The organism is Clostridioides mangenotii TR (genome assembly GCF_000498755.1).
In the GTDB taxonomy this organism is placed as follows: domain Bacteria; phylum Bacillota; class Clostridia; order Peptostreptococcales; family Peptostreptococcaceae; genus Metaclostridioides; species Metaclostridioides mangenotii_A.
In genome coordinates, this window is the sequence record NZ_AXUS01000002.1 from 88,840 (window position 1) to 101,809 (window position 12,970).

The window sequence follows — 12,970 nt, forward strand, 5'->3', positions numbered from 1 at the left end:
ACGTTTTACGATTACTGTATTACTCTTTTGTGCATTATATTATATAAATGTATAATATAATGCACTTTGTATAAAGAATATCATCACACATATTAAATGTCAATACAGATTTAGTTTTCAAAACAAAAAAACCCTTAAAGTAGTTTAACTAATCTTTTAGTCTACTTTAAGGGGAGTTATTACATTTCAATTAAACTTTCTAAAAATCTCAAATGCTCTGCATAATCATCTCTTTCAAGAACACCATCTTCAATCTCTTTAGATTTTGCATTAACTTCATTTAGAAGCTCTTGACTTAAATTATTTTCAGCATAAGGATAAACTACTCCGTCTTCTTTATCTATATGACGTCTAAGTAAATATACATATCCCATCATATTTGAAATTATATCTAGTTTATCTTTTGTACTGTGAGATTCCTCATATCTATTTATTGCATTTTCCATTTCAAGTACATTAAGTCTAGCTAAATCGTGTTCAACAAGCATTCCATTTCTTACAAGGGTATTTGCAACTGAACCTAAGTTATCTATCATATACTGAAACAAAATCTTTTCTTCTTTTCCATGGTGATGACCATCTGCGTATTCTCTTATAAAAACTATGGCTTTTCTAAATAATTGTGTATTAAGTTCTGCTCCATCCATAATGTTTATACAGATTCTCTCCATCTGATCAGTAAACTTCTTTATATTTTCATGTTCTTTAACTAATATCTCTATAGCATACATATTATCTTCTCCTCATCAATTGATAAGTATTGGCATTTAGCTGTTTTAATTCAACAGGTGAATTTTCAACATATCCATCGAGCCAAGCTTTTCTTAGTTCGTGATAAATTTCAACAGATACTCCGTGATTCCAGTACTCTTCGTGAACATCTATTCTAAGTCTCCAAACGATATTTTCTTCTTCTTTTTCGATTATCTCGTTTGCTCTATCACATGGCATTCCATCTAAAAATATCTTGTTTATTGTTAAGTATACATCTTCTGGATTGATAGATTCTATATTGTCAATTTCTTTAGCATTTTCACGCCCTAATTCTGTCATAACTTTTAACAACAGATCTTTTCTATCCTTATCATCTAAAAGCAACTTACTAACTACATATGCAAAACGACTTTCTACAAGCGATACTTGTACTTGAAGCCAAGCATGAATATTGTCAGTATCTATAACTGTATCAAGAGGTGCTCTTTCTATAACCCCTACTTGCTTGTTTACTTCTTCCTTTAATCCCAAATTCCATCCATTTTTTTTTGCTAAATCTAGAATTTGTTCAACCATATCTTCTTCTTTTTGAACTTTACCGTATACTAAAAAATGAATTGGTCCTAAAAATTCACTCATATATTCACCTTCTTATTATAAGATCTGTACAAATACAATGCATTTTGCATCCGTACAGATCTCATTAATATAGTAATTGTCTACCAATTATTTACTAATTATTTATTTGCCAATTATTTATTTAAATAACTGTTTAATTTCTCTAATACTTCTTGTTCTTTTAATCCGTGTACTGCACTTGCGTCTGATATACTCTCCATTTGAGATGATGGGCATCCTAAACAGTGCATTCCCATATCCATGAAAACAGCTGCTAACTCTGGATAATTACGAAGTACATCACCCATTATCATATTTCCAGTTATTGTTCCCTTATTACCTTCCACTTCTTCACCTTCCTTGTTTTCTGGGAAGAAAAGATCCATATCTTCCTCTACTGATTGTATTCCTGCTATTCCGAACTCTTTTACCAATACATTCGCAACATTTGGTGATAAGAATGCTGGTAGAGTTGGTCCAAGATGTATATCTTTTACCCCTAAATATAGTAAAGATAACAGAACTATAACAGCTTTTTGCTCATACCAAGCTATATTGTAGATTATAGGAAGATCATTTATATCGTTAAGCCCAAATATTTCTTTAAGTTTAAGTGCTATTACAGCTAGTGAATACGAGTCATTACATTGACCTGCGTCAAGTACTCTTGGTATTCCACCTATATCACCTAAATTTAATTTATTGTATCTGTACTTAGCACATCCTGCTGTAAGTATTACAGTTTTTTCTGGAAGTGTCTCTGCAAATTCAGTGTAGTAATTTCTACCTTTTTGTCTACCATCACATCCTGCCATTACTACGAATTTTTCTATAGCACCGCTCTTAACTGCTTCAACTACTGTATCTGCAAGTGCAAATACTTGATTGTGTGCAAATCCACCTATTATCTCACCAGTTTCGATTTCTTTTGGCGCTTGGCATTTCTTAGCATTTTCAATTATTTCGCTGAAGTCTTTTTCTTCACCTATATCACCATTAATGTGTTTACATCCTGGGAAACCAGAAGCACCTGTAGTGTAAATTCTATCTTTGTAGCTATCTCTTGGTGGAACTATACAATTTGTAGTCATTAGTATCGGACCATTGAATGATTCGAACTCATCTTGTTGTTTCCACCATGCATTTCCATAGTTTCCAACAAAGTGATCGTATTTTTTAAATGCTGGATAGTAGTGAGCAGGAAGCATCTCAGAGTGTGTATAAACATCTACACCTGTTCCTTCTGTTTGTTTTAATAACATTTCCATGTCTCTTAAATCATGCCCAGAAATTAATATACCTGGTTTGTTTCCAACTCCTATATTTACTTTGGTCATTTCAGGGTTTCCGTAAGTAGTAGTATTTGCTTTATCTAATAAACTCATACCTGCTACACCAAATTTTCCTGTTTCTAATGTTAATGCTACTAGATCATCTGCCGACAAACTGTCATCTAGTGTTGAAGCTAATGCTCTTTGTAAAAAGGCATCTAACTCTTTATCGTCTTCTAAAAGTACATTCGCATGCTTAGAATAAGCTGAAAGTCCTTTTAATCCGTAAGTTATTAATTCTCTTAAACTTCTAACATCTTCATTTTCTGTAGAAAGTACTCCTACTGATGTAGATTTTTCAGCCCAAACATTAGAGTTTTTATCGCTCCAAAGTGCTGCTTCTGATAAATTATCTTTATTTGAAAGTTCTTTTAATAATTCTTCTTTAACTAATAATGTCTTTTCTACTCTTGCATTTATTGAGTCTATATCAAAGTTAGCATTTGTAATTGTAGTAAAAAGATTTAAAGTTATTAAATGATTTACCTGTTTGCTAACTGATTTTCCTTCTTTTCTAAGTCTTGTAGTGATTTCTGATGTACCTTTTGTAATCCATATTAAGAAGTCCTGTGCGTTTGCAACTTCTGGTTTCTTTCCACAAACTCCACCCATCGTACATCCTTTATTTCCTGCTGTCTCTTGACATTGATAACAAAACATTTTACTCATATTAAAAACCTCCTAATTTTTTTCGCTTTCTGTAATTACAAGTATAAAGAAATTCAACAGATAGTTCTGTAACATATGTTACAAATACATATAATTTATATTTATTAAAATTTTTATTATCATTGGTTTTGAAGTCCATTATGAATATAATGCATATAAATATCAGAACATATATAAGAAGAAATGTTTTGAGCCAAAAACTTAATAAGCGTCGCTCTACTTTTAAATTTAAGTTTAAAAATATAGACTTTATAGGAGATAAATTTATGATAAGGAAAAATATAGCAATAATCACTGGTGCAAGTAGCGGTTTTGGAAAGGAATTTGTTAAAATACTCGTAAAAAATAAGAGTGTTGATGAGATATGGGCAATTGCAAGAAACCAAAAAAAATTAGATCTTTTAAAAAAAGATTGTGGTACAAAGGTTCAAACTTTTTCTGTAGATTTATCAAACAATAAAGAGATTATAGATTTTTCGTATAATCTAGAATGTAATAACCCTAACATTTTATATCTTATAAATAATGCTGGCTTCGCAAAATTCTGTTCCTATAAAGATTTGAATATTAAAGATTCAATCAACATGATCGATCTTAATGTTAGCGGGGTCGTTTCTATGGGACTAATAAGTATTCCATATATGGAAAAAGGCGCTCAAATTTTAAATATTTCATCACAAGCATCTTTTCAACCACTTCCATATCAAAATTTATATAGCTCTACAAAAGCCTTTGTTCGAAATTATTCTAGAGCTTTAAATATAGAACTTAAGGATCAAGGAATTTCTGTAACTACAGTATGCCCCGGATGGATGGATACAAATTTATTTGATAGAGCAATAATTGGCGCAAAAAAAGCAACTAATAATTTCCCCTTTATGGTAACACCTGATAAGGTGGCAGATAAGGCAATTTATGACTCTAAAAAAAGAAAAGATATTTCTATTTATGGATGGTATACAAAACTTTCTCATATTGTTGCTAAATTATTGCCACAAAAATTAATGATGAAAATATGGTTAAAACAGCAAGGATTGGAGAAAATATAAATATATATAAATAAAAATCGGAGAACATTGACTATTAATATCACTGTCCTCCAATTCATTTATATCTATGCTTAAAATTTATTTTCTTATGAAATAACTCTAAGATATTTCTGATAAACGATCCATATCTATTATAATTATCTCATCTTTTTTTACCTTTATAAGGCCATCATTTTCCATATTTGCGAGTTCCCTAGAAAGCGATGGTCTAGTTGTTCCAATATAGTCCGCTAGCTCTTCTCTATTGAACTCTAAATGAACTGTACCAGAATCTCTTGATTTTTGAATTAAAAAATTTGATAACTTCTGACGCAACGAAAAACTTCCAAGTATCAACACCTTTTGATTTAAATGATATGCTTTTTCCGAAAGTATTTCTAGCATATTGTAAGTTATCTTTCTCTGAACTTCATTATCCCCATTATCTACATCAAAAAATGATTTTGGTATTGCTAATACTTTAGAATCCTCTATAGTTATACAGGAATAATCATAAGAGTGTTGATTTAAATACAAGTACACTTCACCAAATATAGTCCCTGGTTCTCTGAATACATTCATTATTATTCTCTTTCCGTTTAAGTCCACTTTTTCTATTTGTACAGCTCCACTTGTAAGCACGTACATATATTTAGGTACATCGTCCCTTTCGAATATACATGAGTCCTTTTTATATGTAAAATACTTGGAATCTGAAGATTCTAATGTCCTATTGATATCCTCAGAATTTATATCTTTAAAAAGTATACAATTCTCTAAATTCATCTATTATCACTCCTATATAATAAAACTTCTACTCTAATATTCTACAGCATTACTATCTTTTTAAAAATAATTGACTTATATCCAGTAACTTATAGTATACATTATTAGCTTTAATATAAACAAGTTTTTAGATATATGTAGTAGTGCGATCAATAAGATTATTTGTCATTATTATAATAAAAAAATCTAGCAAAATATTAGTAATCTAATAACACTTTGCTAGATTATATCTAAATCCAATTAAATCGGTAAATTACGTTTTTTAAAGCTTATGCATCCAACAATATACATTAGAAGCCCTGCCACAAGCAAGCCCCCTACCATCCAAAGAGAACTCTCATCACCCGCAACAATCTTATCTGGCGAAAACAGTGTAAAGAATGTCACATACTTAAGATTTTCAAATTTATCGCCTTGATTTGCGATCATCTGAATAATATAAGCGGCTATAGGAACACCTATACTTATAGAGTAAGATATTCTCGTTTCATTGCTCAAACAAGATACCAAAAATCCAAATCCGCCTATCGCCACCTGAAGTGCAAATGCACCGACATTTAGAAGTACATATTTTTCTATATCTAAATCACCTGAGAAACTTGATTCACTAAATACAATTCCTATAATAGTTACAAATGTTATAAGCAATGCCATACAAAATATTGAGAATACAGCTTGCGTAACAACTATTTTACCTCTAGTATTTGGAGTGGCAAGAAGGTAAGCCATCGAACCATTGTCTACATACTTTGCCACTAGCTTGTTAGATAGAATTATAGAAAATATCATCGGAAAAATAATCATTATAAAACCAAATAAATACGATGCTGTATAACCAACTAAACTTGTGGCGCCAGCACCTTTCATACCAACAGCAGCCATAATTCCAGGCATAGCTTTTTCAAAATCAGCTAAAAGGTTGCCAAGATCGGGGTCAAACATTGATATTATAATAGTCGTATACATTGTAAGTACTGCTAAAAATATAATAAATATCTTCCATATAGATTTCAGTTCTTTTTTAAATAAAGGTATACTAATCATTATATCCACCTCCATAATAGTGCATAAAAAGATTCTCCAAGTTTTGAGTAACTGGTTCTAGATTTGTAACTTGATATTTTGCAAGAATCTTTATAAATGGCATTATATCTCCTTGTATTCCGACTGTAACTTTATTGTCCTTTATAGATTCGACTCCTGTTACCTCATTTGCAAATTTTTCTGCCATATCAACAGTATTGATAGTAACCACAAATCCTTTTCTTTTAGTTTCTTTAAGGGTATTCATATCTTCATTAGCTACAAGTCTACCTGACTTTATTATTACAGCTTTATCACAAGTTTTTTCAATCTCTTCAAACATATGCGAAGACATCAGTATTGTAGCTCCTCTTTCTTTTTCAGTTCTTATAAGTTCCACAAATTTATTTTGCATCAGGGGGTCTAAACCACTTGTTGGTTCATCTAAAATTAAAATCTTAGGATTTTTCATAAATGCACATACAATGCCTATCTTCTGTTTCATCCCTTTGGACATCTTTTTGATTTTACCACTCGTATTCAAATCAAAGTATGAAATTAGTTCATCTGCACGTCTTAAATCCTTAATCCCCTTCATCTCGGCAATAAATTTTATAAACTGCATTCCAGTCATATCATCCATAAAAGCAATTTCACCTGGAAGGTAGCCTACACTATTTTGAATTTCAGCTGACTTAGTTTTACAATCGAGACCGAGTATTCTACAACTTCCACTGTCTGGATGAGCAAATCCCATAAGTTGTCTAATCGTAGTAGTCTTTCCTGCACCATTTGGTCCTAAAAATCCTAAAACTTCTCCTTCTCCTACAGAAAACGATAAGTCAAAAACTCCTTTTCCTCCTCCATAATCAACAGTTATATTGTCGACTACTAATACATCCATATGATTTCCCCCTCAAATTATTATAATTTTTATTTATATATTTATTTTACAGTAATCTTTTCTGATAAGCTTTAAGATTTTCATTTAATTTTTTATTTTCTCTTTCTGAATACCATTTAACAGCAAGCCACATCATTGCAAATCCCCATATCATAAATGAATAAAACGCTACTGCACACCACTTAGGTAAAGCTGAAAACCAAGCAAATCCTAAAGAAAATCCAAATGTAACAATAATTGAAAATGCCATCCATATAAATGCACGTTTAACTGTGACTTTCTCATAGGGAATAATAATATGTTGGCTAAAACCTATTAAGAAACATGCAATCATCATTTGTATAGCTGTAAATAAATCTATAGTTATTTTTTCTGGAGCTGCCAGACCCAGAAACAAATATAAGACTACAAATGCCAAAAAGAAAACTCCCGAAGTTGTTTTTGCTTCATAAATAAATAGATAGTACCTTTGCATAAAATCAAAAGCTTTTTTACCTTCCATTCAAAATCCTCCTTATTACTTTATGTTATACGATTCCTAATTTACTTTTAAATTCTTGTACGTAGTGTCTAGAGACAATTAATTTTTCATCTGTTTTAAGAGTTACTTCTATCCGCCTATTAGACATACTTCTTAATTTTTTAATATATTTCAAGTTGACTAGCTGTGATTTCCCAATTCGTATATATCCCATATTTGTATACTTATTTTCTAAATTAGCTAGTGAATCCTGTGAATTAAAAATATCATATTCTGTATAAAGTATAGTCTTTCCATCTAGAGTTTCTGCATATAAAATTTCATCTGGCATTAACATAAAAACTTCACCATCTCTATGTGCTACTAACTTTGTAGTCCGCTCTTTTAAAAATGATAATATCTCGAGCATTTCATTATCTAAATGAGCACATTGTAATATGATTTTATTCTCTTCACAAGAAGTATGTTCAACTATAATTTTCATAGATCCTCCTCGTATAATAATCTCTTAGATTTTAACTGTATTGTGAGCAATTTATAATTAAAAGTATTTATATGATAAATTGAGTATACATTTCAAATTTATTTATTACAACTAGCAGTACTGTAAGGTGCCATATACTGATTCTAAGTTGCCAGTTCAAAACTTATGCAGTTTTTAAAATAGCTCTAAGTAGAAAATTAATAATTAAAAAAAACCAAAATAACATAAAATATTTCGTATGTTCTATTGGTTCTTCTTAATCTTTATAAATTGTTTTAAATCTTTACAAATCTATATAGTTCTTATAATATCTTCCTTTATCTCTTCTCTTATATCTAGATTATCCTCAAAATTTTTGTAATTCTTTTTAATTGTAACAGGGCTTTCCCCTAGAACATAGATAAATCCATCAAAGTATACAGCCTCTTCAATATCATGTGTAACAAATAGCACAGTTCTCTTTTCTCTAGATATTATGTTTTTAAAAGAGCTCATTATATCCATTTTATTAATAATATCTATAGATTTAAACGGTTCATCCATAATTATTAGTTTTGAAGGCTTTGAAAGAGCCCTTGCTATATTAACTCTTTGTCTCAGACCTCCACTCAGTTTCTGAGGATAAAAATTTCTATACTCCTCTATCCCAACCATTTTTAGGTACTTATCAGAGATTTTTTTAACTTCTTGTTTTTCGTAATCGTTTTTTAATACAAATTCTATATTTTCTTCCACAGTAAGCCAGTCTATTAACCTATCTTCTTGAAATATATAACTTATAGAGCCCAAATCAGCTCCTTCAATCTCTCCGCCATTTTTATTCTCCATACCTGAAATAATTCTAAGAAGTGTAGTTTTTCCACAACCTGATTTACCTACTATTGTGTTTACTTCATTTTCTTTAAAAGTTATTTCGAAATTTTTAAATATTATTTTTTCACCATAACTTTTATTTAAATTTTTTATAACGATATCCATCTACGCCATCCACCTAAACAATGATTTTCTACTAAAAGCCTGTAGCCTTTCTAGTGCAAATGAAATTAAAGCAATTATTACAATCCAAGCAAATATAGCTTCTGTATTAAAATTCATTTTTTCATACTGAATAACTGTACCTATACCATACTCGGGCTGTCCATGCACTTCTCCCGCTATAACTACTTTAAATGCTAATGAAAAAGACGATATAAACATGCCTAAAATCTGAAATTTAATTGCGGGAAAATATATTTTTCTTATTATCTCTAGTTTGTTTACCTTATATACTTTAGCCATCTCTACTATATTCTTATCAACTCCATCTATTGAGCTAGTTACTGCATCGTACAAAAGTGGAAATACGATAAAAATTCCAACTATGTATGGAGCATTATTTTTATCAAACCAAATAAGGGATAGCACCACTAATATCATAGTAGGTATAGATGTTGCCAAAGCGTTTATTGGTTTTAACATATTTTTTATAAGTGAATTAAATGAAGATAAAACACCTGTTATCAAAGCTAAAATCAGAGCTATAAAAAAACTAACTACTGTTCTATACATAGAATAATAAATATTTAGAAAAAAATCGTCTTGTCTTACAATCACTCCTAAGTTGGATACGACTGTCTCAACAGTTGGCAGATAAATGCTATTGTTGATTATCTTTGCCGCGATCTCCCAAATTGCAATAAGCAAAATAGTTGCTATAAATACTTGAGATCTATTTTTCCATGAAGATTCCTTCATCTGGTACACTTCCTCCTAATGATTTCGGATTGCTTTCAAACAAGTAGTTGTAATAAGTAGTGTACTCTTTTTTTGTATCTTTAACAGGTACATATTTTAAGTTAGCTCTATCTATTGATTTTTCTATCATAGGTTTTTCTGTAGAAACTCCTATCTCTGCACAATAACTTGCAAGTTCACTTTTATTTGAGTTTGCCCACTCTACACTGTCATTTACTTGTGTTAAAAACGATTCTACAAATTCTTTATTATCCTTTAAAAAGCTTGTCTTTACTATTACTGTAGCCTGAGGGAACCCGTACTTTGAATCATTCAACTCTTTGTATTCATCATTTAAATTTTTAAATATTTTTACATCTTCCTTTTTAGTCATCAAAGCGCTAAGTGCTGGTTCTGGAACAACAGCTGTGTTTGTTTTACCTGAAATAACCATAGGAACCAATTCACTAACTGCATTTACATAATCTAAGGTAACATCGCTATTTACATCTAAATCTCTATCTTTTAAAATTGTCTGTGTAGTTATATCTGGAGTCATACCTTTACCAATATTTAAGATAGTTTTTCCTTTTAAATCTTCATAACTATTTATGTCCTCTGTCGACACCAAATATAAAGATCCAAAGCCTGTTGTCCCGGCTATAGAATAGTCCTTCGTCTTGTTATATGCTATTGCAGCCATGTTTGAAGGTACTATGGCAATGTCTGCTTCACCTTTCATTACTGTGGTAGACAATTCGTCTGGAGTTGCTTTTATACTGTAATCGACTTTATAGTTTTCTTTTATTTCTGGTTTCTCTTTTATAAGCTTAGCTATAGACATCGTAGGTAGACCATCTGGAGACGCAACTGTTACAGTTTTTGTTTCTGGCTTTGGTTGATCTTTAGCGCTTTCATTATTGTCACTATTAGAGCATCCAGCTAGTACACCTGCACTTAATACAAGACTTAATAATAACGTTGATAACTTTTTCATTCTTATTCCTCCTACACCCTTGTAATTTTATTATATTTATCAATAAATTCCTTATAATCTAATTGAGCAAACCACTCATCATTTAGATATGTAAAATTGAATTTATTTTCTACAGAATCTACAGTTTCTTCACTTTCAAGCAAACAGCTGACAATATATCCTCTATTTACAAAAAAGTCTCCAAAACCGCTATTAAATACCTCATCCCTGAGAATTTCCACTACTTCTAGACTAACAGATTTATTTATCGCTATGTATAATTGAATACTTATTGCACCATCTTTTGGCCAAATTATATCTAAATCTTTATTTATCCTTCCAATTTTAGCAAATACAGAAGGTACTAATCCTACATCGTATATCCTTTTTTTTATAGAATCAAAAGCTTGTATTGGCATCTCTTTAATTATACTACTATCAATAAATCTGTGTACCTTTGTTTCTCCATATTTATACAATATACCTTGTATTACACTTGTACCAGCCGAAATCTCTGTTCATTTTTTTGACAACTTTTTTTCTTTACCAAACCAAAATACGTTATTTCAAGTTCTATTCCATGCTTGCTTTTAATATCCTCTATTTTTTAACTCATATAGTTTCTTCATATTTACTAAGTATGCATATATTATTCCAATTAATTCTGTACTTTTTCATAGGCTGTACCCTTAGTAGAGCAAGTTTGTACCGAGATATAGCTTTGCTGAAAAATTTTGATTATATAAAACCATTGAACAACGATTTTAAGATATAAAATTGTATTAATTAATCTACTAAGATCATAGATGATTGTAACTACAAATAACTATTCTTATATATAAATTAAAATCTTTACAATATAAAAATGGCTAAAACCAAGATTATTAATAAGCCTGCCATGCAATTACAGCTTAAATTTTGGTTAGGCCATTTTTTATTTTTTCACTATTTTGCTTTACAAGATAGTGCCAAGTATGTATAATTAAAATTAATCTAGCTACTTTGTTAAACAATATAGTGCATCACGAAGGAGGTAAGTGACTTGGAAAGCGATTATAAAATATCATCTCAAATGCTTAAAGGTATTCTTGAGGGCTGTATTTTGGTCATTATAAAAAGAGATTCCGTTTATGGGTATGAAATGAATGAAAAATTACAGCAATTTGGATTTTCTGCGGTTTCAGAAGGAACTATATATCCTTTGCTTTTAAAGCTCCAAAACAAAAAATTAATCCTAGGAGAGTCAAAACCTTCTCCGGACGGACCAAAGAGAAAATACTACAAACTTACAGAACTCGGCGAAATTGAATGCGATATTTTTACACAACAATGGCAGATACTTGATAACTGCGTAAATAATCTATTAAAAGGAGATGAAAATAGTGAAAAATAAAGTTGAGTATAAAATTGAAAAAAACAATCAACTAAGAGAACAGTTGAATATTGAAAATGAAGAGTACTATGACGATTTGTTAGTATACATGCGTTTAAAAGGTGGGCTTTTTTATGATAACGATCAAATTGAAGATATACTTTTAGTAATACTTGATGATATTATAGAAGCCCAAAAAGATGGTATATCAGCATATGATTATTTCGGTAAAAATCCAAAAGAAGTAGCGGACGCAATGATGAAGGAAATAACTCCATCTTCATTATTATCAAAATTCAAATATATAGTGGTTGTATTTGGTATTTATTTTTTAATGACGATTTTTCCAAGTTTAGTTTCTCCAGATAAAAGCCTTGACATCGGAAAAATATTCATTGGTTTTATAATAACATCGGTATTTGTAATATTTATTTTAAATAGTGTGAAACAATCTATTTACGTAGAAGATAAAAGCAAAGGGAAATTTTTTAGCAAGGCAAAGCTATTTATAGTGTCATTTATAGGTTTACTTTTACTTATTCTATCAAAATCACTTTTACCAGATATCCTTCCTATTACAATTGATGGTTTATTTGGAATAGCATTTATTGTAGTGTTAATTATTGTGGCATCTTGGTATTGTTTAAAAAAAGGAAATGAGCTATTTAAACCATTTTTATCTATTATATACACTAGTACATTGATATCAATTGGCTATAGAATTCCAGAAGTCTCAACTTATCTACAGTCTAGAAGTGGAAAAACAATTGTAGTTGCATCTTTGCTTATAAGTTTATTTATTTTTTATTTCTTTACACATAAACTAATTAAAAATAATAAGTAAATGTAAAATTAATATAAAAAACCTTTT

15 protein-coding genes are annotated in these 12,970 nt (G+C 30.1%); 3 read left to right on the top strand and 12 right to left on the bottom strand.

Annotated elements, in window-relative coordinates:
- Positions 1-179: 179 nt before the first annotated feature.
- The 3 genes from T473_RS0101350 to hcp form a co-directional block, all read right to left on the bottom strand.
- A complete protein-coding gene (locus T473_RS0101350; RefSeq protein WP_024620287.1) occupies positions 180-731 on the bottom strand; it encodes a hemerythrin domain-containing protein in 552 nt (183 codons plus the stop codon).
- Position 732: 1 nt separating this feature from the next.
- A complete protein-coding gene (locus T473_RS0101355; RefSeq protein WP_024620288.1) occupies positions 733-1,353 on the bottom strand; it encodes a hypothetical protein in 621 nt (206 codons plus the stop codon).
- Positions 1,354-1,466: 113 nt separating this feature from the next.
- Positions 1,467-3,332 carry a hydroxylamine reductase gene (gene hcp, locus T473_RS0101360; RefSeq protein WP_024620289.1) on the bottom strand — a complete coding sequence of 622 codons (1,866 nt, stop codon included), beginning with the start codon at positions 3,330-3,332 and terminating at the stop codon, positions 1,467-1,469.
- Between the two features lie 266 nt (positions 3,333-3,598).
- Here hcp and T473_RS0101365 point away from each other — a divergent pair, with 266 nt between their 5' ends.
- The gene (locus tag T473_RS0101365; protein WP_024620290.1) at positions 3,599-4,381 is read left to right on the top strand and encodes an SDR family NAD(P)-dependent oxidoreductase; all 783 of its coding nucleotides are present in this window, start codon (positions 3,599-3,601) and stop codon (positions 4,379-4,381) included.
- A gap of 99 nt (positions 4,382-4,480) precedes the next feature.
- Here the strand turns inward: T473_RS0101365 and T473_RS0101370 are convergent, their stop codons facing one another.
- The 9 genes from T473_RS0101370 to T473_RS0101410 all read right to left on the bottom strand — a co-directional run bounded on the left by T473_RS0101370 (position 4,481) and on the right by T473_RS0101410 (position 11,206).
- Complete coding sequence (locus T473_RS0101370; RefSeq protein WP_024620291.1) at positions 4,481-5,146, bottom strand: Crp/Fnr family transcriptional regulator; 666 nt, start codon at positions 5,144-5,146, stop codon at positions 4,481-4,483.
- Positions 5,147-5,386: 240 nt separating this feature from the next.
- Positions 5,387-6,190, bottom strand: coding sequence for an ABC transporter permease (locus T473_RS0101375; protein WP_024620292.1), 804 nt, complete (start codon positions 6,188-6,190; stop codon positions 5,387-5,389).
- A complete protein-coding gene (locus T473_RS0101380) occupies positions 6,183-7,073 on the bottom strand; it encodes an ABC transporter ATP-binding protein (protein ID WP_024620293.1) in 891 nt (296 codons plus the stop codon). The genes T473_RS0101375 and T473_RS0101380 overlap by 8 nt, the downstream gene beginning before the upstream one ends.
- Before the next feature lie 46 nt (positions 7,074-7,119).
- Positions 7,120-7,575, bottom strand: a complete 456-nt coding sequence (locus tag T473_RS0101385) for a hypothetical protein (RefSeq protein WP_024620294.1) — start codon at positions 7,573-7,575, stop codon at positions 7,120-7,122.
- A 25-nt stretch (positions 7,576-7,600) separates the two neighbouring features.
- Positions 7,601-8,038 carry a LytTR family DNA-binding domain-containing protein gene (locus T473_RS0101390; RefSeq protein ID WP_024620295.1) on the bottom strand — a complete coding sequence of 146 codons (438 nt, stop codon included), beginning with the start codon at positions 8,036-8,038 and terminating at the stop codon, positions 7,601-7,603.
- 291 nt (positions 8,039-8,329) lie between these two features.
- Positions 8,330-9,016, bottom strand: a complete 687-nt coding sequence (locus tag T473_RS0101395; RefSeq protein WP_024620296.1) for an ABC transporter ATP-binding protein — start codon at positions 9,014-9,016, stop codon at positions 8,330-8,332.
- On the bottom strand, positions 9,017-9,772 hold the full coding sequence (locus T473_RS0101400) for an ABC transporter permease (protein ID WP_024620297.1): 756 nt from the start codon (positions 9,770-9,772) through the stop codon (positions 9,017-9,019). It lies immediately after the preceding gene.
- Entirely contained in the window at positions 9,747-10,748 is a 1,002-nt protein-coding gene (locus T473_RS0101405) for an ABC transporter substrate-binding protein (RefSeq protein WP_024620298.1), read from the bottom strand. The genes T473_RS0101400 and T473_RS0101405 overlap by 26 nt, the downstream gene beginning before the upstream one ends.
- An 11-nt stretch (positions 10,749-10,759) precedes the next feature.
- Positions 10,760-11,206 (bottom strand): hypothetical protein, encoded by a 447-nt coding sequence (locus tag T473_RS0101410; RefSeq protein ID WP_024620299.1) that lies wholly within the window; start codon positions 11,204-11,206, stop codon positions 10,760-10,762.
- Positions 11,207-11,769: 563 nt separating this feature from the next.
- Between T473_RS0101410 and T473_RS0101415 the strand changes: the two genes are divergently transcribed.
- Complete coding sequence (locus T473_RS0101415) at positions 11,770-12,120, top strand: PadR family transcriptional regulator (RefSeq protein ID WP_242825827.1); 351 nt, start codon at positions 11,770-11,772, stop codon at positions 12,118-12,120.
- A complete protein-coding gene (locus tag T473_RS0101420; protein WP_024620301.1) occupies positions 12,110-12,943 on the top strand; it encodes a DUF1129 family protein in 834 nt (277 codons plus the stop codon). Before T473_RS0101415 ends, T473_RS0101420 begins: the two co-directional genes overlap by 11 nt.
- The last annotated feature ends 27 nt before the right edge of the window (positions 12,944-12,970 follow it).